Source organism: Shewanella sp. GJ50-10, assembly GCF_055808815.1.
In genome coordinates, this window is sequence record NZ_JBVVSS010000001.1 from 3,122,184 (window position 1) to 3,143,973 (window position 21,790).

Below are 21,790 nucleotides of genomic sequence, written 5' to 3' on the forward strand. Positions count from 1 at the left end.
TCTAGCTATTAGAGACTGAGCCAGGAAGCGAGTTCAAACGTTCAACTAAACCGGAACTCTGCTGATTTAATGAAGCGACCACTAAATCCATCGCATTGAACTGCTTGAACAGGCGAGCTTCTAGTAACCCCATTTTTATGCTGAATGCTTCGCGTTGATCATCTAAGCGACTTTTTTCACTGGTTAAACTATTGTTACGACTTTCAATCATGCCGCCGGTTTTAACATAACCATCTACCATAGAGTCTAATTGGCTCGCTATACCGGTATCAGGTGTTGAAAATAGCCCTTCAACCAAGCCCATGTTTTCGCTAAGTGCGGTATCTAATTTGGCGCTATCTACAGACATTTTACCGTAGCGGTCTGTTTCAATGCCAATATCGTATAAAGCTACCGTTTGCCCATCAACATCAACTCGATTGCTGATCATATTTCTCATTTGTGATTCAATAGAGCGGATCATTGAATCACCTTGAAGTGCCGCTGCTTCTTCTTTTTCGGTATCGTACTTAGACATATCACTAATAGAAGTCACAAGCGTATTATAAGCATCAACAAATGCTTGAATATTACTCTTAACAAGTTCGTCATCTTGTTCTATTTTCAATGTCGTTGTTTTAGCTACATCGGCATCCGTTAAAGAAAGTGTTACACCAGCAATAGCATCAGTCACTTCATTAGACTGCGAAGTGACTTTTTGCCCGTCTATATAAAGTACCGCATTTTCTGCCGTTTGAAGTGTCGTTAAATTTCCAGCACCAAACATATCATTAAGGCCGGAGCCCGTTGTATCAGTTGCACTAATAGTCACTTCATTATCAGTACCTGACTCATCGGAGCTAAATACTATACGACTACCTGCATCACTTTTAATGATGGTTGCTGTAACACCAGAGTTATCCGCTGAACCGTTAATTTTGTTAGCAATGTCTTCAAGAGAATCTGTCGCTTCTATATCAACTGAAAAAGCCTCGCCATTTACGGATAAATCTAAACTACCTGTGCCAACACCCAAACTAGGGTCTGCAACATTGGCGCCTGCGACTTTATGCGAGGTTGCAAGCTGCTCAACTTGAATTTGGTAACTGCCTGTTTGAGCCGTCTTATCAGCAGTCGCGCCAAAATAAATACTGTCACCGGTCGACACTTTACGAATATTTAAAGCCTCAGGGTCACTCAATTTCTGTAGCGCATCTTGGAAGGTTGAAAGTTTACTTTTTAAAGAGCCAATCGCTGACACTTTAGCATCTATCGTCGCTTCATTTTTATCGAATATTGCTTCTTTAGGAAGTTTTTCAGCATCGACAAGAACACCTACAATAGTGTTGATATCTAGGCCTGAGCCAATACCTGTTGCTGTTAATGCCATAGTTTCCTCACATAGTATTCAATAAAACAGTTTACGCATTATCTTCAAACTTTGATTGCGAAAGTTTGAAGATTAAAGTCACTTTATTCACGCTTCAGTATTAAGCAATAAACCTGCCACTTCAGCTAGCTTTTGAGACAGTTCTAACGCTTCTTCGTTGGGGATCTGTCTAATGACGTCTCCGGAGTCAATATCCATGACGCTGATCACATTTTTACCTGAATCATCATCGACTTTAAAAGCCAAACCTTTACGCATTATTGACGCCATATCATTCAGGTCGTCAGTCACTTCAGCTAACTCTTTGTCAGCTGACTGCTTATCAGTATAGTCTTTTGCTTGTTGTTCCGATTTGACTAACTCTGCAACTTTAGTTTTTTCTTCAGCGACCTGAGTTTTACTTTCGGTCAGTTGACGGGTTCCCATATTATCTACAAGAGAATTTGAGGTACCAGTAAAATTGATATCCATAGCCATCTTACGCCTCTTAGTCATTTTTGGTTAATATGATCAATATCAAAAACGTCAAAAGGGAGACCTAACTAGATCTCCCTTCTCTAATCATCAAAATTTAATTAACTAATCAAATTATAGAAGAGATAACGCCACTTGAGGTAGTTGGTTAGCTTGCGCTAACATGGCTGAACCTGTTTGTTGTAGTACTTGGTTCTTAGTCATTTCAGCAGTTTCTTTAGCGAAATCCACATCAACAATACGTGATTTTGCATCAGCAACGTTTGCTTGTGTGTTTGCACTGTTAGCAATGTTGTGTGCTAAACGGTTTTGTTTCGCACCTAAATCTGCACGCTGTGTATCGATTTCTTTAATTGCTGCATCAATCAAACCTAGTGATGTGCTTCTTGCTGCTGCAGTACTGTTTGAAACAGCTGAAGCGTTAACACCAAGAGAACTAGCGTTACTAGAACCAACCGTAATCGTAATATTTTCACCGGCTTGGTGACCTACTTGGAAAGATTTACCTGAGCCGAAACCGCCATCTAATAACTTAGTATCACCGAATGCAGTTGTATCACCAATCGCGGTAATCTCAGTTGCAAGTTCATCAATCTCAGCTTTTAGAGCTTCTAAATCCGCAGTACTGTTTGCACCGTTTTCAGATTGTACGGTCAAATCACGCATACGTTGAAGCATGTTAGTTTGTTCTTGCATTGCGCCTTCAGAAATTTGTGCAATTGAAATTGCATCATTAGCGTTACGCATACCAACTTCTAGACCATTAACTTGAGAGTTTAAGCGGTTAGAAATAGCTAAACCTGCCGCATCATCTTTTGCGCTGTTAATACGTAAACCACTTGATAAACGTTCCATCGATGTCGCTAAATTTGAAGTAGAAGCGTTTAAGTTTTTTTGCGCTTTCATTGAAGTAACGTTTGTATTTACTGTAATAGCCATAATTTGATTTCCTCTTTATACCTGGCTTTAAAACTTGCCTGTCTTAGATTGCCAGGCGGGTCTATTGGGTTACAAATACTTTAACGGCAGTAAATTTGGATACTTTAGTTTTTTTGAACATTTTTTATTCATTTAGTGATTTCAAATAAAAACAGTATCTTACAAACAGCAAAAAACCGTATTTGCAATTGTCTGCAAATACGGTTTTATATTTAACTAAATAACTAATGTTACATATTAGCCTAATAACGAGAGTGCAACTTGTGGTAGTTGGTTAGCTTGAGCAAGCATTGAACTACCCGTTTGCTGTAGAACTTGGTTTTTAGTCATTTCAGCAGTTTCTTTAGCAAAATCCACATCTACAATACGACTCTTCGCATCTGCAACGTTGGCTTGAGTATTAGCACTGTTAGCAATGTTATGGGCTAAACGGTTTTGTTTCGCACCTAAATCAGCACGTTGAGTATCAATTTCTTTAATCGCTGAATCAATTGCAGCTAAAGAAGCACTTCGCCCTGCAGCTGTTGAATTAGATATCGCAGCAGAGTTAACCCCAAGTGAACTTGCATTTGATGAACCTACAACGATAGAAATACTTTCGCCAGCTTGATGGCCGACTTGGAAATTCTTACCTGCAGAAAAATCACCAGTCAGTAACTTAGTGTCACCAAAAGCCGTTGCTTCACCAATAGCGGTGATTTCAGCAGAAAGCTGATTAATCTCTGCTCTGAGCGCTTCTAAATCAGCTGTACTGTTAGCACCATTCTCTGATTGAATGGTTAAGTCACGCATACGCTGCAGCATGTTGGTTTGTTCTTGCATTGCGCCTTCTGAGATTTGCGCAATCGAAATAGCATCATTGGCATTACGCATACCCACTTCTAAACCACGAACTTGTGAGTTAAGACGGTTAGAAATCGCTAAACCTGCAGCATCATCTTTCGCACTATTAATCCGTAAGCCGCTTGATAAACGTTCCATTGAAGTATTCAAGTTAGATGTAGCAGAATTCAAGTTCTTCTGCGCTTTCATTGATGTAACGTTAGTATTTACTGTAATAGCCATTTTAATTCCTCATTCTTAGTTTTGTTGCCAAGACTTTGGAGCTTGGCTAAATTTTACAATTTAACGGTGGTTATTCTTGTTAATTACTCTATGCATTAAATTGCTAGATATAATCAAACAATGAAATTGAACCCACTTTGCCGAATACACTCGACACGGCATTTAATGCCAGTTGCTGTTTCTCAAATTCTGTAATAGCAGCGGCATAGTCCAAATCTTCAAGCATGGATAGCGCACTATCGTTCACAATTTTTTCTTCAGCGTGGTTGGTAGAAATACTTTCTAAGCCTTTCAAGCTATTGCCAGCAATACTCCTTGCCGCACTGACTTGATTTTGACCACTATCGATATTATTCAATAGCTGTGCCAACTTTGAATTTCCTTGCGGAGTATTTGCTAAAGATGGGTCTTCTAGGAGTGCTATGGCCTCATTCATACTGTCTAAAATACTGACAGTCTCTTGGGGTTCCATGGTAAAAGAGTCACCTGCTACGGGGGTTCCAGACAGTTTCACCTCTATGCCATTAAAGCTCACAGGATTACTTGGATCAAAATTGGGTACAGTAGAAACTACCGCGCCGCCAGAATCTTCAATTTGTAAATCAAGCACGCCAGCATTATCAACAAACTTAAAGGTGTAGGTATCTTCAATATGTGCAGCTGAATCAAAAATAGCCGCCTTTTCAACAGTGAACTCGCCTTGTTGGGATGGCAAATAATTGACGCCATAATCACCTAAAGGGTTTAAGGCATTCATAAACACTGTATCACCTGGCACATTTGTTCCTATTGTGACACCTGAGGCAACAACACTTTGCCGCACACCGCTATCGCCGCTATAAACAATTTGGCCATTACTATCAAAAGCAAACGGTGGATTATTGGTATCGTTACCTGCAAAGATATAATTGCCCGACTCATCACGGGTATTAGCGATAGACATGAGTTCTTCAAGGCTACCGCGCATTTCATCGGCAATCATTTGCCGCTCATTTTGTGCCAAGCTGCCGTTCGCGCCGCGTTGTAGTTGCTCACGCATACTCGCCATCAGAGTCTCGGTGCTACCAAGTTTACTTTCACTTAAACCTAGATGTTTTTGGGCGTAATCAATATTTTTGACATATTGGTCCACTAGTGAATTTTTCTGCCTTAAATTATCAACACCAATTGCAGCAACAGGATCGTCACCCGCGGTATTAATCTTTTTACCACTAGCAAGTTGCTCAAGAATTTTATTGGTTGCCGACTGTCCTTTGGAGAGACTGGTCGTATTCTGGTTAAACATTTGTGCAGTTGAGATACGCATGACTAACTCTCCTAACGAACCGAACTAAGCAATGATTCAAACATTTGCTGAGCGGTAGACATTATTCTGGCGGAAGCTTGATAAGACTGTTGAAAACGCATGAGGTTTGCTGCTTCCTCATCTAAATTGACCCCTGACTCACTTTGTACTCGGTTGTAAGCTTGTAAATAAACCGCTTCATTTGACGATAGTGAAACTGCAGCAGCTTTAGTTTGACTGCCGATATCTAATTTACTTCCTTCAAAAACACCCGCTAGTGTTGTCGAACCACCATTCATTAATTTGGCATCTGATAATTTCGCCATTTCAACCATATTGCTGTTATCACCTTCAGCAAAAGACAGATCGAAAGTGTATGTATCAATCACGCCGCCTGTTGAGCTGTCATCAATTTCAAAATCAAAACCATAAGGGGTACTGATTTGAGGTGGAGTAAATGCAGTTGGGCCACCAATAGCCGTACCGTCAGCATCAAATGCCTGATAAGTATTAGTGACGGTATCAATTTGAAAGGTCAATTCACTATCAGTAATAGGGAAATTAGGGTTAGTTCTATCAATACTGGTCAGTTTTACACTGGTGTCGCCAGAATTCGTTGGCTCAGCGGTAATTTGTGGCCCAGCTGCAGCAATGCCTTTAGGATCGGTCATCACCACCCCAATACCTGCTGCGGCGCCAGCATTAGGTCTAATTTCAAATGTATCGCCATCAGCAAAACCTGCAGGGACTGAATCAATTTGAATAGAGAAGCCATCTGCGCCAGTTAATTGATTATTAACAGCATCATAAGTTAACGCCTGCACATCACCTGTTTTAGTGTCTTTTAATTCATAAGTAGAGGGTGCAGTAAATGACAGTTCATATGAGCTTCCTGTTAATTGGCCGACATCGTCAATATTGACTCTTAATTTAGCAGTGCCAGTATTACCCTCATGCTCACCAACACGTCCTGCTGACATGCTTGGATCATTGATATCAGTGAAAATGTTTTCACCTAACTCACCGTTTAAATCAAACCCTTTAGACTGCATTTCGTTAAACGCATCTGCAATCCCCAGAGCTAACTGACCGAGTTCCTGATTGACAGGAATTAACGTTTCATCTCTGAACTTAAATAGTTCACCGAGCTGCCCGCCTAACTTTGATCCATCAATGACTAAAGTTTGATTGCCTGACGATGTCGTTAACCTCACTTCGTTTGGGTAAGGATCGCCGGTTGTTGTTCCCACTTGCATGGCTACTTCGCCAGAAACAAGCATCACCGATCCGCCTAACATGACACTTTTACCACCGTTATCTAGCGGTATTACATTCACTTCAGCGTATTCGCTTAATTCAAGGATCAATGCATCTTGTTGATCAAGTAACTGACTATCTTGATTGCCACTTTTCATCAATTCTAGATTGATATTTGCCAGCTCATTACTAATTTCATTAATACGGTCGGCTACAGCGCCAATTTGGCTGTTTGTCTGCTTCATCTGCGAATCAAGATGCGATTGCATTTGATTCAAACTTGTCGCTGTTTGCTGCGCAGCGCCTAGCATGCTGTCACGCATTCCAAGATCTGTTGGCAAATCAGCCACACTATTAATACTGGCAAAAAAATCATTAAGTCTGTCAGGAACCATAGAACCAATTTGCGAGTACAACTGGTCCATTTCATTCATTTTGCCATATCGCGTTTCTGCGCCACTCATTGCAGTTTGGCCAATGCGCAATTCACGAGCCGCAAAGTCGTTATAAATGCGCTTTACATCGGAGACATAAGTCCCTTGGCCGTAAAAGTTACTACCAATTTTCTGAGATTCTAACGTCGATTGCTCAGCAACTTGGCGGTGGTAACCTACTGTATTGGCATTAGCAATATTATTACTGGTCACGCCCATTTGAGATTGAGCTGCCAGCACACCCGTGCGGGCAATATTTAGTAAATCAACAGCCATTAGTTAGTCTCTCCTGGTAGTACAGACTTAAGTCCTTTGGTCACTGACTCCATCACTTTTAACACCTTTTGTGCATATTGAGGGTCAGTGGCATAACCGGCTTTTTGTAATGCATTAATAAACTTGGCAGGTTCCGCTGCCACTTTTTTAGCTTCTTGATACCGTTCACCATTTGAAATAAATGACACGAAATCATTAAAGCTTTGTTCGATGTTGTCATACATCCTGAAATCAGCTTTTTGCTTCACTGCAATCCCCTGTTCATACTCAAGGGTATTGACGGAAGTTTTATCACCTTGCCAGCGTCTATCGGCTTTAATGTTGAACAAATTATTACTGGCACTGCCGTCTTGACGACGGATCATCTTTTGACCCCAACCGGTTTCAAGAGCCGACTGAGCTAACAACACTTCCGGAGTTGTCCCCAATGCTTTAGCGGCTTTTTCAGCGTGAGGATATAGCACAGCAACAAAGTGCTCTGGATTTTCAAACTCGCTTGGTGCTTGATTCAATGATTGCGGCAATTGATTGCCACTAGAGGCAACTGAAGTCACAGCCTTACCGGCCAGAATTTGCTTAAGCGCTGTTTCATCAATTGCATCGTGATTTGACGATAGTTGCTGAATATTGATAACTGGCTGTTGGTTATTGTTCGCTGTATTCCGTGATGCTAATGGCGATTGCAACGATGATAGCTCAAGTGAAGAGTCAGCATTTTGGCCTGTTTTATCATCAAACATGGCATGACTGATTTTTGAATCAATATCACCGCGTAACACTGATGCGGGTTTGAATGGAGTGTCTTGTGGAGATAACTGCTGAACCATTAAGTCAGCGATACCCAGCATTCCCTTATCAGACAAGTCCACCGACATTTGTTGATCACGCATGTTTTCAAAAAACTCGGTGGTTTGACTATTCATCGGACTGTCTGACTTAAAAGCCGCATTGGCATCTCGCATGCTTTTCATTAGCATTTGAATGAAGATGCCTTCAAACTGTTTTGCGACTTCCTTAAGCGCCCCTTTCTCGTCCTTCTGGGCTTGAGAACGTAATGAATCTAGTCCCCCTAGATCCAGAAAGTGCGATGAATTTGACAGCTTTTCCATAGTCGTACCGACAATTTTTAGATGATGATAAGTTCACCATGCAAAGCGCCTGCCATCTTTAACGCTTCTAATATCGCAAGTACATCTGAAGGGGCTGCACCAACTAAATTAACCGCTCTAACCAGCTCATCTAGGGTGGTACCAGGGTCAAATAGGAACATGCGACTATCAGCTTCTGCAACATCAATAGTACTGTCAGTAGTGACAACGGTTTGACCATTGGCAAAAGCATTAGGTTGGGATACTTGCGTCGCTTCAGCAATCGTAACCGTTAAGCCGCCATGAGTAACCGCAGCAGGCATTAATTTCACATTTTGACCAACGACGATGGTGCCAGTACGAGAGTTAACAATGACCTTGGCTGACTCACTGGCTATCTCTACTTCAACATTTTCAAGTGTGGCTAAAAATGACACTCGCTGTGAAGCATCTCGTGGAGCACTCACTTGAATAGAAGTACCATCAAGAGCACGAGCCATTCCAGGACCTAAAAAACTGTTGATTGCATCAGCCATACTTTTCGCAGTAGAAAAGTCAGAGCGATGTAAATTGAAAGTCAAATGATCGCCCGTTGCAAATGGCGACATAACGCTACGTTCGACCATAGCTCCACCTGGAATACGGCCAACGGTGGGTGTGTTTTGAATCACTTGCGAGCCATCTAACCCTTCGGCGCTAAATCCACTCACCACTAAGCTGCCTTGAGCAATCGCATAGACATTACCATCCACACCTTTCAAGAATGTTTGCAGTAATGTCCCGCCACGTAAGCTTTTTGCTTCACCGATACTGGATACCGTAATGTCAAGATTTTGACCGGGTTTGATAAATGCTGGCATCTCAGCATGGACTGCCACAACCGCTGCATTCTTAGTTTTCGGATTGACGTTATCAGGAAGATTAATACCAAAGTTTTTCAACATGGTTCTAAAGGTTTGTTCGGTATAACGGGTTTTTTCACCGGTTCCAGGTAAACCGACCACTAAACCATAACCAATTAACTGGTTACTTCGTACCCCTTGAACATTGGCAATATCTTTAATCCGCTGAGCTTGAGTTGGCACTGAGACTGTTAACATCGCAACAGTCGCAGCGGAAATAACAACACTCACAAAAAATGATTTAATCTTCATGGCATACTCCTTAGAAAGGCCACCATTCGCCCATGAAGAATGAACTTAACCAGCCCACCTTTTGGACATCAGCAAAAGTACCTGTACCACTGTATTGAATACGTGCGTTAGCAACGCGGGTTGACTCTACGGTATTTTCTGGGGTGATATCTTGGCTTCGGACCATGCCAGTAACACGAATAAACTCGTCACCGTTATTAATCGAAATCCATTTTTCGCCGCGAATCACTAAATTACCGTTACTCAAAACCTGCATAACATTGGCTGAGATACTGCCATCTAAACTATTTGACTGATCGGCATCTGACTCACGTTTGGTATTCATTTCATCTGAGTAACGCAAATCAAGCGGTACCCCTTTAATGGTGACATTGCCACCACCGGCATATATTGGATCAACACTTAAATTTGAGTCTTTCTTAATTTCGTTATTGGCACTTTTTTTAGCCTGAGTCGACTCATTAAGCAAAACAGTAATAATATCGCCAACTTTATGGGCCCGAATATCCGAATATAAACTCGACGATTGGTGATCAATAAAAATAGAACCTGTAGACACTGTCTTTGTTGGTGGTGCCTCTGGATACACTGGTGCATAAAATGGATCATCAGGAATAGGTTTTTGCTGAGTTGAGCTACAACCTGTCAATATAATCGCTGATGCTAAGACTAGATATTTATTCATCATCCCCTCTCCTAATCACCAGACGTTATAAGTTTTGCGTCACGTAAGACATCATCTGATCGACAGCTGAAATTACTTTCGAATTCATTTCGTAAATTCGCTGACTTTGAATAAGGTTCACCAACTCTTCAGTCACGTTTACATTTGACGTTTCCAGCGCACCTTGTCGAATTGCACCTAAACCGTCTAGCGAAGCGGTACCTTGAATAGGTGTGCCACTTGCACCCGTTTCGGTGTAAAGGTTTTGCCCTAATGGATCGAGCCCTGATGGATTAATAAAATCACTCATCGAGAGTTGGCCAACGACTGTGCTTTCGGTCGCGCCAGATAATTTCACTGACACTTCACCTTCAGCTGAAACCGTAATCGATGTGGCATCGTCAGGGATAGTGATTGAAGGTTGCAATACATAGCCAGAACCTGGGGTGACTATCTGGCCATTTTCATCAAGACTGAACTGACCATTTCGAGTGTAAGCAGCTGTACCGTCGGGCATTTCGACTTCAAAAAAACCCGGTCCTTCAATCATCATGTCCAATGAATTATCAGTGGTTAACATATTACCTTGGGTAAACATCTTTTGAGTCGCGACGACTTTGGTACCCGCACCAATGTTTAAACCATTTGGCAATTTAGTGTTATCAGCACTAATACCACCAGCTTGATTGACCGTTTGATAAAGTAAATCTTCAAATACCGCGCGGCTTTTTTTATAGCCAACGGTACTGGCATTTGCCACATTGTTAGAAATAACTGCAATATCGGTTTGTTGGGCGTCTAGGCCAGTTTTACTTATCCATAAAGCGGGATGCATAATAATTACTCCTAACTAATTCTCATTAAAGATGACGAGGCGCGATCAAGATCTTCGGCATTCTTCATCATCTTCACTTGCATTTCGTATTGACGTTGAATATCAATTAACGCCACCATTTCCGATACAGCATTAACATTGCTGCCCTCAACTGCTCCGCTCTCAACGGTCACATTAGGATCATTGGGTGCATTTAAGCCCGAAGTCAGTCTGAATAAACCATCTTCACCGCGCATCATTTCTGCGTTATTTGGGTTAACTAATTTAATTCGTGCAACTTCTTCGATCACATCTGCAGTTGCACCCTGCGGTCTTACTGAAATAATGCCATCAGGTGATATTTGAACTTTATCGATTGGCAGCGGCAGTACTATCGGCCCTGCTTCACCCATAACCGGATTACCTCGGCCATTTGTGAGTAACCCTGTACTGTCAAAACTTAGGCTTCCTGAACGGGTATAAGCTTCACCGCCTTCTTTACTTTGCACCGCAATCCAACCTTGATCTTTAATCGCAATATCTAAATCGCGACCCGTTGTTTTAATTGGGCCAGAGTTAAAGTTATGTCCAGGACTTTCTGTCATGGCAAACACTCGCGTAGGTAATCCCTCGCCAAATGCTTGCATAGAGCGAGCTTGAGCTAGATCAGCTTTAAAACCATCAGTATTGGCATTAGCTAAATTATTGGCACGAACAGCCAAAGCATTCATATTCTGCTTTGCCCCACTCATGGCAACATAAAGTAATTTGTCCATTTGCTGCTCCGTCAAACTTTCTACATAACAAAAGATATATACAGAACTAGCAATCAGTGTGCCAAAATATTAAAGGAGTAAGAATTAAGACTAACCAAATGAATTTAATATGAAATAAAATATTGAAAGAGGGAAGAATGTGGGAGTATGTAACAATAGAAATGGCAAAGAGTTGCCATTGCGGCAACTCTTTGACGAGCTAAACTTGTAGACTCTTAATATGTTTAGCGGATTTGTAGAATTGATTGGTTCAAGGTGTTGTTAACTTCAAGCGTACGAGAGTTAGCTTGGAAGTTACGTTGAGCAGAAATCAAATCAACTAACTCAGTGGTCAAATCAACGTTAGACTGCTCAAGCGCTGATGAGCGAATTCCACCAAATGTACCACTATTTGCTTCACCTGCTAATGCGGCGCCAGAATCTAAGCTCGCCTTCCAAGATGTATTACCCACTTGAGTCAAACCTTGCTCGTTAGCAAAACGAACTAAAGCAACTCGTGCTAATGGCTCTGTTGTACCATTACTGTAACTTGCTGTGACTAAGCCATCTTCACCGATGCCAACATTAGTTAAACGACCAACTGTAGTACCGTCTTGGGTTAACTCTGTCACCTCAAAAGGTGATGCGTATTGTGTTGGGTTATTAAATCCAAGGGTAATTTTTTGGGTACCATCAGCGCCAGGACCTAAAACATTGGCACCGTTAACACCAAGCTCTACGGTTTCTACTGTGGTTGGGTCAGAGCCAGTATAAGCACCCGCATCATTGAACTTTAATACTGAACCTTTCCAGCCAGAAGCATTTTCAGCTAGTGCGGTACCATCAGCAATACCATCACCTGTTGTATCAACACCGTATGAACCACCATTAGCTTGATCGATATCCACTTGTTTGCCATCAACCGCATAAAAAGCAACCCAGTTACTCTCGCCGGTGTAAGCGCCATCAGTAGGCTTAACAAAGTAAGTGGTCATAATGTGTGCTTCACCAAGTGAGTCATAAATGGTTACTGAGGTTGAATTATTGAAGGTATCAGGGTCATTTGGATCAAAGTTCGCAGGATCTAATGCTGACTCACCGACATTTAAGTTCATCTGTAAGCCCACATTACTTGTTTTTACAGGGCTACCAGCAGTATCAGGGATTTTAATTGGTACTGTGCTTGATAAACTCACCGACGTAGAGTTACCGTCAGCATCCACAGGGAAACCTTGAAGGTAATTACCCGCAGAATCTGTCATAAAGCTTTCAGAGTTTACTTTAAAAGCACCTGCACGAGTAAATGAATGATCTTGTGTGCCCACTTCAGAAGCTGTGACGAAAAAGCCACCGCCACTGATTGCCATATCAAGTGAATTACTGGTGAACTGTAAACTACCTTGCTGGAACTGCTGCGCAACTTGAGTCGTCGTTGCGCCGCCGCCAACTGCTGTTTTACTGTTAGAAAAGATAGAATTAGCATAAACATCAGCAAATTCTGCACGGGACTCTTTAAAGCCGATAGTGTTAACGTTGGCAATGTTATTTGCTGTAGTGTTGAGATCTTTTTGAGCAGCGGAAATACCACTCAAAGCAATGTTAAACGACATAATTTACCCCTTCTCTTACTAATTCTATTTGTTTTTAATCGCCAATATTCTGGCAATTATCGTAATTTAGTTTTTAAGCTTGCCGATATCTTGCTTGCCGCAAATTAACTTTCAGCAACTGCGAGTACATCAGATAATTGAATACCACCAATACCGCGAAGATTTAATATTGCGCCAGTCGTCGAATTACCTAATGAAACACTGGTCACGTGTGCATAAGTAGACACTGCTAAATCTTCAGATTTACCATCTACTTTGCCGTTAGCTTTAATGGCATAGTTACCTTCTGGCACTGGTTCACCATTTTTATCAAGGCCATCCCAAGCAACATCAACGTTACCGCCAGCAGAACCATCAACTTCAAATGTTCTGATCACTTGACCACTTTCATCTTCAATATTGACCGTAATGCTATCAATCGGTGTTGGCGTACTGATCACCCCTTTCACTTCAGGGCTATCAGTAGAGATATGGCCGGTATCAGATGGAATCAGTACTTTCTGACCAACAAGCCCTGACGCTTGTAAAGCCTGACTTGAACTGGTTAAGTTACTTAGGTTTAGAATTTCTTCATTTAACTTTGCAATACCATCAACAGTAGAAAAAGACGCCATTTGAGAAATCATTTGATCGTTTTCAACGGGTTTAAATGGATCTTGCATCGACAGTTGCTGACTTAACAATGCAAAGAAATCAGCTTGAGTCAGTTCTTGGCTATTGGGTTCAGGCGTTTCAGCAGCCGCAGCATGCTGAACACTGTCTAAATAAGCATTATTACTCGTTTCAGTTTGCGTGGTATTCGAAGCAATACCCGTAGTGCTAGCTGACTGGGTTTGCGGCAAACTTTGACTACTGTAAGGATTAACGAGGCTCATCTGTTACCTCCAACAAAATTCATATTACTTACCCATACGAAGCGTTTGTTGCAGCATTGACTTTGCCGCATCAGCCACTTGAACATTCATTTGGTATGAACGAGAAGCAGAAATCATATCTGCCATTTCTTCCATCACATTCACATTAGGTTTATAGATAAAACCATCACCATCAGCCATCGGATGATCAGGAGAGAATTCCTTTAATAACGGCTTATCACTTTCAACAATGCCTTTAACGCTAACACTGTGAGAACTATTCTGCTGACTTGTTGCTTTAGCCAATTCAGCTTCAAAAATTGGGTGACGTGATTTATACGTTTGCTCAACACTACTAGAGACTGAGTCAGCATTGGCTATGTTACTTGCCGTAGTATTAAGTCTCACTGATTGAGCTGACATGCCCGAACCTGACACATCAAAAATATTAAATAGACTCATGATTAATCACCTCTAATCGCTTTACGCATGCCAGTAAACTTACTTTCAAGGAATCCCAAAGACATTTGATATTCTAATGAATTTTGCATGAAAGCGGCTTGTTCTTGCTGAGAGTCAACAGTGTTGCCATCACCTGTATCAGGTTGATTCGGTACGCGAAACTTAACATGCTCTTGGCTAAGAGCCTTTAAATCAAAGTGCTTGTCAGTTGTTTGACTCATCTGCAACCCTTGCTGATGTGAGCGTGCGCTATTCATCGCTGATGCGAAATCCACATCACGCGCTTTATAGCCAGGCGTATTTGAATTGGCAATGTTACTAGATAGCACTTCAGCCCTTTGAGCGCGTATGCCCAACGAGTATTGATGTATCCCCAAACCATTTTCAAAATTAATCGCCATAAAATTGCCTCCATCAGCTAACTGTGATGAATAAAGCAAAGGCTATGCCACAATATAAAAGAAAAGTTGAAACAAATTATAAAAAAGAAAATGCCAGCGAACGCTGGCATTTAAATAGCTAAAAAACCTTTAATTACAATGCCTTGATATTATTTTTTCTTTTGGTAGTAAATACCTGGATTACATCGAACCATATTAAATTCATCAGTTAAGCCTGAAATAGATTCTGACGCCCCTAAAAATAATATGCCGTTTGGGTTTAGAGCGGCAGCAAATTGCCGCAGTATTTTAGCTTTTGCCTCGGGGGCAAAATAAATCAGTACATTACGGCAGAAAATAATGTCGTATTTGCCAAGTAAGCTATAACTCTCTAGCAAATTATGGGCTCTAAAATTCACTAAACGCTTAACATTATCTTTAACCTTCATATTGCCTGATGGTAATGGATCAAAGAACTGTCGTTTACGTTCTGGAGACAAGCCTCGCGCCAAAGCTAAACTGTCATATTCCGCATTTTTACAGCGGTCAAGCATAGACGGTGATAAATCGGTAGCTTGGATTGTTGCACCACCAGGTAAAGCACCAGGCTTTCGTTGCTGATATTCAAGAATAGTCATTGCTAAAGAATAGGGTTCTTGCCCTGATGAACAAGCCGCTGACCAAATCTTTAATGGACGGCCTAAACGGCTATATTCTGGCAATAGGGTATTATGAAGCAATTCAAAAGGATATTTATCTCTGAACCACAATGTCTCGTTTGTGGTCATCGCATCAATAACTTCTGCTCTTAATTGCCTTTCTGTTGGCTTCATCGAACGTTTAACCACTTCAGATAATGAAGGAAGATCATACTTCCCCATTAAAGGTGCTAAACGACTTCTTACTAAATATTGTTTATTGTCACCTAATACAATGCCGCTGTGCTGCTCTAAAAAGAGCTTAAACTGATTATATTCTGCTTCAGCGAGTGATTTATTAGTCACATTTACACCCTATTATAAAGAGATTACCCTTATGGCTATCTCAGTGTGAACCGGTCACTTAACTATTTAACTTGTTTAACCTATCGAAAAGGCATAATAAACCTAAGTCTGCCTCTGTATATACTGTCTCTGCATATAATAATAGACAGACTATTGCCACAATGCTTATAAAATTAAGTGTTTATTCACAGCAGATGCTAATTCATCTGGGTTAAATTTTGCGATAAAATCATTAGCCCCTACTTTCTCGACCATGGCTTGGTTGAAAACTCCACTTAAAGAGGTGTGCAATACCACTTTTATGTCTTTAAGTTTAGGATCATCACGTATTTCAGCGGTCAACGTGTAACCATCCATTTCTGGCATTTCAATATCTGAAATAATTAATGGGATCTCGTCAGCAACATTATCCATTTCAGTTGCAATGGCTTTGAGCTTTTCAAGGGCATCTTTACCATCAATCGCTGTATCGATTTGCAAATTCAATGACTCAAGAGAGCGTATAATTTGTTTTCTCGCGACCGCTGAATCGTCAATGACCATAATATGATAATGCTGTTCACGATCAATAGTTAACGCTTCATCAGCCTCTTTACTTATTTGAGTTTTAACCGGTGATATTTCATCTAAGATTTTTTCAACATCCAAAATCTCTACCAATTCACCTTCAATTTCTGTCACCGCCGTCAAATATGAGTTACGCCCTGCACCTTGTGGCGGCGGCATAATGGACTCCCAATTCATATTGATGATTCGCTCAACTGAACTGACCAAGAAGCCTTGGATACTGCGGTTATACTCGGCAATAATGATGAAACAGTTTTCTGTCGACGTTAATGGGCGGCCACCCGTTGCCGCACTCAAATCAATCACAGAAATAGTCGAACCACGTATATGAGCAATGCCTTTTATCATAGGGCTAAGACGCGGTAATGTCGTCAATGGCGGACACTGTAAAACTTCTTTTACTTTAAAAACGTTAATACCAAAACGTTGACGGCCATTCAATTTAAAAAGTAACAACTCAAGTCGGTTTTGGCCAACGAGTTGGGTACGTTTATTGACTGATTCAAGAATACTCGACATAACCCTGCCTTGTTTATTTGTACAACCCTTATGGGCGTTTTTCTTAGATTTAGAGCGACAGTAAATCAATTACCATCAAATTGTAACACACGCTAAATTCGATTTTGCCACTATATGTTCAGCTTTACCTTAATAGGCATAATTATTGCTTTAATTAAAACAATATCAGTAAAAAGCAATATTCTTAGCTGAAAAAGTCAAACTTCTGACTTGTAGTTAACCTATTAATGAGTTCAATACGAATCTTTTTAAATCAACGGATTTAAACCGTTAATCTTATGTGTAGAGGTCATCTGGCTCCACTCGCTAGAAACAAAATATGAAGAAAAACATTCTATTGTTACTAATCATACTGTTCCCACCTTTACCGGCGTTAGCCAGTGAAGACAGTACTATCACCTATTCTTTATCGACCATCACCGCATTAGCTAAAGAGACAGTCGCAAAAAAAATTGCTGACTCGCCTTCATTTAATAGCAATGCCAAAATAAACATTTTGCCGCAACGATTAGAAGGAAGGCTTAGCCCGCCTTCTTGTTATCCACCCATTCAGGTAGAAATGGCCAGTGACCGACCCATTAACCGTACCAATACCGTCAAAATTAGCTGTATAAGTCCAGAGTACGATTACCCTTGGCAAATGTATTTATCTGTAAAAGTTGAGGTGCTCTACCCAGTTGTTACCGCCAAAGGTATTATCGAAAAAGGCGAGCTCATCACTGACGACACCATTGAAATCAACTATGTTGATCAACACAGTATTCGAGGTCAATTTTTCTCAGGTATATCAGACATTATTGGCACGCGTTCAAAAAGGCGAGTCGCAGCAAAAGCACCATTACTTAATAATAACCTATGTTTTGTCTGTAAAGGCGATTCGGTATCGATATACGCAAAAACAAGTAGCTTTGAAATAAAAACAGCAGGAGAAGCACTGCGAGATGGTAACCTGGGAGATACTATCAGAGTCAAAAACTCTAATTCAAACAGAAGATTAGATGTTATTGTCACAGGTGTTGGAGAAGTTGAAGTTAGGATGTAAAATAATCCTAAAGTTCTTTCCAGCAAGGCCGATACCCTGTTAGGAATACCATAAATTACGCTGGAGCCTTACATGGCAATTGATATTAACAATCTAAAAACAGCTTCACACACTCAGTTACGCACTAATCGTAACTCAAGTGCTGCGACTAATACTGCAGAAACACCAAGCAGTGATAAAGCAGCTGTGAAAACTGATTCGGTCAGCATCACCTCGCAAGCGCAACAGCTGCAAGGAGCTCAGAGCAAAATGGCATCGTTACCAGAAATTGATCAAAGCAAAGTTGATGCAATTAAAACAGCGATTTCAGAAGGTCGATACAAAGTTGACCCAGAAAAGCTCGCTGCTAACATTGCAAGTTTTGAAGCTGACATGAGCGGACTAAATTTCGACCAAGAGTAATATCATAATGACTCTTGGCTAATTAAGCATTACACCAGTAATGTGGATTTTATAAAGAGTAACTTATGAACGAATTACTACAGCTGTTATCTTTTCAGCACGGCACCTTGTCGTCGCTGAAAAAACTCGTATCTGCAGAAAAACAAGCATTAACAGACCAAGACGCTGATACTCTATTAGCCTTGGCTCGAGAAAAAATCACCTGCCTTAATAATTTACAACAAAATGACCAGAAACTTGCCAATCACCCAGACAAAGAATTGCTCAGTACTGATGCTGTCTTAGTTCAAAAGGTAGAAGAAGCCAAGGTCATTTTAGAGCAATGCAAAGACATCAATAATCAGAATGCCAGCCTCATCGAACTTAATATTGCCAGCCTGAATCGTTTCTCTCAAGCAATGCAAATGAGCCGTAATGCCACCAGCCTGACTTATAATGATAAAGGCCATACTTCAACTATCTCTTCATTAGGCTCTAACCTAAAAGCTTAGGTATGGACTCAGATGTTAGCCTAGAATTAAATCAAAGGTTTTAAATTTAGGTTTTTAAGAATAGATTTTAAGATTAGGTTTAGTGATAGCCTTGCAACCAACTTACTGGTTTCATTAACACTATAGATACAAAAAAGCCGCTTATCAGCGGCTTTATTTTATATCTTTGAGTCCACATACCAAACACTAACTAGCTTAATAATACGACTAAAAGTAAGTCACTTCTTTAATCTTTCTTGGTCGATTAGCTTGCTGATAAAGATCCCATACTTGAGCGAAATCTAACTCCAATTCAGTCACGTACATATCGCCAGCAGGATAACTTTTAACCACCTTAGCGCCTTTAATCATGCCAGATACATTAGCTGAAACGGTTTCGCTATTTAATAGCCAATCACTCATTTGACTATTTGCATCAATTTGTTGGCCATAAACTTGCTCAGCCAATTCACGATAAGCAGCAATTTTAGAGGCTTGCATTGCCATTAACACTTTATGAGATTGATCTTTTGCCGGTTGAGTCTTTAGAGGTGCATAACCAATAGCGGTTAACGTCGGGAACTGCTCAGGCGCTTCAGTTTCCCATTGCACGTATTTATCGCTACTCGCACAGCCGCCTAAAGATAGTGCCACAACCGACATCATTGTAATTACTAGTTTTTTCATAATTGTTCACCTAATACTGCAACCTTACCTAATCCCGATTGCTCATTACGAAATAACAGACCATTTTGCGAAGTAACTTTATTGGATGGTGATAAAAACCCCGGTAAGCTCGCTAGATGCACGAAAGTCTGCACTGCCGATACAACACGATTGTTGGTCACATTAACAATCCTAGCGTTTAGGACTAATCCCTGAGTAGTGGTATCCATTGTCGAGACCACTACATGAGAAACCGGTAAATCAGAAGGTAATAATTTCCAGTCACGGCTAAGAATAAATTCACCTTGTTCAGTGGCTCTTATGGCATTAGCTACGTTCATATCCACAAGGTTAAATTCATGCGCGTGAAACGCAGCAACAAAACCCTGTTGAAGCTGTAAACCTAATGCATCGGTTTGACTAAACTCGCCCACTTTTACAGGGGTAGTGACTAACAAAGGTTGATCTGAGCGCAAACTATCATTTTGTAAAACCAACTCATTCACTATTTTTTCAGCAAGAATATTGATTTGAGATTTAGGGGCTAAACCCACTTTTTCGATGTCATAGTAAAGCTCTTTTTTTGACTCAACCTCTGGCTCTGATGCAAACCAATAGTTAGTATCTGTAGGCTGCACGGCATAAGACAGCTCACCTGGAGCTGCTGGCTCTTTATTAGCACAAGCAACCACCATTAAAGCAATGGGGATTAATATCAGTGATCGCATAGCCTTCCCTTAAATCAGTTGCATTTGAATGAAGTCAGTTTTCAAATTCAACGATAGAAACATTATTGAATTTATACCAAGTGATCAAAATCACATTCTATTCAAACTTATCGGCAGGTTACTTAAAAACTTTACCAAGAATGAGCGATAAATTAATCAGAGCTGACAAAACAAGTTTGGTAATAACAGGCACAGTTTTTGCTTTATTTCAGACATTAATAAAAACAGTGCCCAAAAGTCATTTAGTTGGCACTGCAATTGTACTGATTTGTCAAAAGTGAAATGAACATGCCAAATTTAAGCCTTAAATTATTCGTTTTCTTCTTACTAGCAATACTTTCAAGTAGTGCTAGTAGCTTAGCTTTGGCACAACAAGTTGAAGTATCAGGCCAAGCAAAAATCATTGACGGGAATATCGATAAAGCCCGTGAAGCGGCAATCAATCAGGCACTTAACTATGCCAGCTTAAAAGCTGGGGTGAATTTCAATAGCCAGCAAACCATCAATCAAGGCAACCTGACTCAAGACGCATTTCACATTCAAAGAATGGGCGAAGCCAACAATATTGAACTGGTATCTGAAATAGTTACCAAAGCAGATATTACCGTTTTATTAAGGCTTAACCTGCAGTCACAAAAAGTGGCTCAACAATGCCATAGCCAACAACTCAAAGCAGCGGTAATGATCCCGCAAGCGACCATGCGTGACCGCTCGCAATTACGCTACGGCCAACTTGCTAAGTTTGAGCAAGCTCTATCTCAACAATACGGTTCAGTGATTAATGGGTTATCAGAATATAGTTTTGCTCACATGCATTCAGAGGAAAAACTCGACCATAGAAACGAACTTATTAACTTCAAAGGTAATAGGATCCCAAGTTGGCTAGGAGAGATCACCGATAGCCAATATATATTGCAACCTGAAGTGTTAGACATTTCCACTGAGCCGTATCAAAGCTCAATGTTCGGCCTATGGAGCAATTATCCTGAGCGTCAAATCAATTTACGCTTTACTTTGTTCCATGGTATCAGCGGTGAAAAAGTCTGGAGCAGAGATTACTCAGCAATGGCTGTATGGGAATTTGACCGAGATGAAACCGTGTCACCATCAACACAGCGGTTCTGGGGTTCTGAATACGGACAAGCAATGAACCAATTGCTACAACAAAGCACACAGGATATTGATAACTTGCTTAATTGCCGCCCGCTACTTGGGCAAATTGTGGCGAAACAAGGCAACAGAATCATTATCAACTTAGGCCGTAAAAATAACGTCAAAATGGGCGATAATTTCCAAATCGTTTTGCAGCAAAATATCCCTGATAGAGTCAACTTAATGCGCGCTGTCGCGACAAAAAACCGTGCTACAGTGACTATTGAGCAAGTATCAGAAGAAAGTGCCACCGCGGTGTTAGAAGGCGTTGAAGGCACGGGCAATATCCAAGTTCAAGATATTGTGATAAAGATTTAAACGTTAATGTCGAATGTATTTGAGCTGTACAGCCTTAGATTG

At 40.8% G+C, this 21,790-nt stretch carries 23 protein-coding genes; 4 read left to right on the forward strand and 19 right to left on the reverse strand.

The features are described from left to right. Nucleotide 1: 1 nt before the first annotated feature. The 17 genes from fliD to AC0L4E_RS13255 form a co-directional block, all read right to left on the reverse strand. Entirely contained in the window at nt 2-1,369 is a 1,368-nt protein-coding gene (gene fliD, locus AC0L4E_RS13175) for a flagellar filament capping protein FliD (RefSeq protein WP_473679547.1), read from the reverse strand. Between the two features lie 87 nt (nt 1,370-1,456). After that, complete coding sequence (locus AC0L4E_RS13180; protein ID WP_473679548.1) at nt 1,457-1,840, reverse strand: flagellar protein FlaG; 384 nt, start codon at nt 1,838-1,840, stop codon at nt 1,457-1,459. A gap of 117 nt (nt 1,841-1,957) precedes the next feature. Beyond that, nucleotides 1,958-2,782 carry a flagellin N-terminal helical domain-containing protein gene (locus tag AC0L4E_RS13185; protein WP_473679549.1) on the reverse strand — a complete coding sequence of 275 codons (825 nt, stop codon included), beginning with the start codon at nt 2,780-2,782 and terminating at the stop codon, nt 1,958-1,960. 237 nt (nt 2,783-3,019) lie between these two features. Further along, nucleotides 3,020-3,847, reverse strand: a complete 828-nt coding sequence (locus tag AC0L4E_RS13190; protein ID WP_473679550.1) for a flagellin N-terminal helical domain-containing protein — start codon at nt 3,845-3,847, stop codon at nt 3,020-3,022. 103 nt (nt 3,848-3,950) lie between these two features. Then, complete coding sequence (gene flgL, locus AC0L4E_RS13195; RefSeq protein WP_473679551.1) at nt 3,951-5,153, reverse strand: flagellar hook-associated protein FlgL; 1,203 nt, start codon at nt 5,151-5,153, stop codon at nt 3,951-3,953. 11 nt (nt 5,154-5,164) lie between these two features. Then, on the reverse strand, nt 5,165-7,099 hold the full coding sequence (flgK, locus tag AC0L4E_RS13200) for a flagellar hook-associated protein FlgK (RefSeq protein ID WP_473679552.1): 1,935 nt from the start codon (nt 7,097-7,099) through the stop codon (nt 5,165-5,167). Beyond that, on the reverse strand, nt 7,099-8,208 hold the full coding sequence (gene flgJ, locus AC0L4E_RS13205; protein WP_473679553.1) for a flagellar assembly peptidoglycan hydrolase FlgJ: 1,110 nt from the start codon (nt 8,206-8,208) through the stop codon (nt 7,099-7,101). The genes flgK and flgJ overlap by 1 nt, the downstream gene beginning before the upstream one ends. A 17-nt stretch (nt 8,209-8,225) precedes the next feature. Further along, complete coding sequence (locus AC0L4E_RS13210; protein WP_473681646.1) at nt 8,226-9,287, reverse strand: flagellar basal body P-ring protein FlgI; 1,062 nt, start codon at nt 9,285-9,287, stop codon at nt 8,226-8,228. Between the two features lie 64 nt (nt 9,288-9,351). After that, the gene (flgH, locus tag AC0L4E_RS13215; RefSeq protein WP_473681648.1) at nt 9,352-10,026 is read right to left on the reverse strand and encodes a flagellar basal body L-ring protein FlgH; all 675 of its coding nucleotides are present in this window, start codon (nt 10,024-10,026) and stop codon (nt 9,352-9,354) included. Nucleotides 10,027-10,051: 25 nt separating this feature from the next. Beyond that, nucleotides 10,052-10,840, reverse strand: a complete 789-nt coding sequence (flgG, locus tag AC0L4E_RS13220; protein WP_473679554.1) for a flagellar basal-body rod protein FlgG — start codon at nt 10,838-10,840, stop codon at nt 10,052-10,054. A gap of 11 nt (nt 10,841-10,851) precedes the next feature. Further along, the gene (gene flgF, locus AC0L4E_RS13225) at nt 10,852-11,595 is read right to left on the reverse strand and encodes a flagellar basal-body rod protein FlgF (RefSeq protein ID WP_473679555.1); all 744 of its coding nucleotides are present in this window, start codon (nt 11,593-11,595) and stop codon (nt 10,852-10,854) included. 224 nt (nt 11,596-11,819) lie between these two features. Next, on the reverse strand, nt 11,820-13,184 hold the full coding sequence (gene flgE / locus AC0L4E_RS13230) for a flagellar hook protein FlgE (RefSeq protein ID WP_473679556.1): 1,365 nt from the start codon (nt 13,182-13,184) through the stop codon (nt 11,820-11,822). A 104-nt stretch (nt 13,185-13,288) separates the two neighbouring features. Continuing rightward, entirely contained in the window at nt 13,289-14,059 is a 771-nt protein-coding gene (gene flgD / locus AC0L4E_RS13235; RefSeq protein ID WP_473679557.1) for a flagellar hook assembly protein FlgD, read from the reverse strand. A gap of 24 nt (nt 14,060-14,083) precedes the next feature. Continuing rightward, complete coding sequence (gene flgC, locus AC0L4E_RS13240) at nt 14,084-14,500, reverse strand: flagellar basal body rod protein FlgC (protein ID WP_473679558.1); 417 nt, start codon at nt 14,498-14,500, stop codon at nt 14,084-14,086. Between the two features lie 2 nt (nt 14,501-14,502). Beyond that, a complete protein-coding gene (gene flgB / locus AC0L4E_RS13245; RefSeq protein ID WP_473679559.1) occupies nt 14,503-14,901 on the reverse strand; it encodes a flagellar basal body rod protein FlgB in 399 nt (132 codons plus the stop codon). A 149-nt stretch (nt 14,902-15,050) separates the two neighbouring features. Then, complete coding sequence (locus tag AC0L4E_RS13250; RefSeq protein ID WP_473679560.1) at nt 15,051-15,884, reverse strand: CheR family methyltransferase; 834 nt, start codon at nt 15,882-15,884, stop codon at nt 15,051-15,053. A 165-nt stretch (nt 15,885-16,049) separates the two neighbouring features. Beyond that, complete coding sequence (locus AC0L4E_RS13255) at nt 16,050-16,970, reverse strand: chemotaxis protein CheV (RefSeq protein ID WP_473679561.1); 921 nt, start codon at nt 16,968-16,970, stop codon at nt 16,050-16,052. Nucleotides 16,971-17,289: 319 nt separating this feature from the next. On the opposite strand from AC0L4E_RS13255, the gene flgA reads away from it, so the two are divergent. The 3 genes from flgA (at nt 17,290) to AC0L4E_RS13270 (ending at nt 18,905) form a co-directional block, all read left to right on the forward strand. Continuing rightward, nucleotides 17,290-18,012, forward strand: coding sequence for a flagellar basal body P-ring formation chaperone FlgA (gene flgA / locus AC0L4E_RS13260; protein WP_473679562.1), 723 nt, complete (start codon nt 17,290-17,292; stop codon nt 18,010-18,012). Between the two features lie 72 nt (nt 18,013-18,084). After that, the gene (gene flgM / locus AC0L4E_RS13265; protein WP_473679563.1) at nt 18,085-18,414 is read left to right on the forward strand and encodes a flagellar biosynthesis anti-sigma factor FlgM; all 330 of its coding nucleotides are present in this window, start codon (nt 18,085-18,087) and stop codon (nt 18,412-18,414) included. A gap of 65 nt (nt 18,415-18,479) precedes the next feature. Then, the gene (locus AC0L4E_RS13270; protein WP_473679564.1) at nt 18,480-18,905 is read left to right on the forward strand and encodes a flagella synthesis protein FlgN; all 426 of its coding nucleotides are present in this window, start codon (nt 18,480-18,482) and stop codon (nt 18,903-18,905) included. Nucleotides 18,906-19,112: 207 nt separating this feature from the next. On the opposite strand, the gene AC0L4E_RS13275 is transcribed toward AC0L4E_RS13270, so the two are convergent. Both AC0L4E_RS13275 and AC0L4E_RS13280 read right to left on the reverse strand, forming a co-directional pair. After that, complete coding sequence (locus AC0L4E_RS13275; protein WP_473679565.1) at nt 19,113-19,571, reverse strand: LPP20 family lipoprotein; 459 nt, start codon at nt 19,569-19,571, stop codon at nt 19,113-19,115. Beyond that, complete coding sequence (locus tag AC0L4E_RS13280; protein ID WP_473679566.1) at nt 19,568-20,278, reverse strand: FlgO family outer membrane protein; 711 nt, start codon at nt 20,276-20,278, stop codon at nt 19,568-19,570. The genes AC0L4E_RS13275 and AC0L4E_RS13280 overlap by 4 nt, the downstream gene beginning before the upstream one ends. Before the next feature lie 288 nt (nt 20,279-20,566). On the opposite strand from AC0L4E_RS13280, the gene AC0L4E_RS13285 reads away from it, so the two are divergent. Beyond that, nucleotides 20,567-21,748: a flagellar assembly protein T N-terminal domain-containing protein gene (locus AC0L4E_RS13285; protein ID WP_473679567.1), complete on the forward strand. Its 1,182-nt coding sequence runs from the start codon at nt 20,567-20,569 to the stop codon at nt 21,746-21,748. Nucleotides 21,749-21,790: the final 42 nt, after the last annotated feature.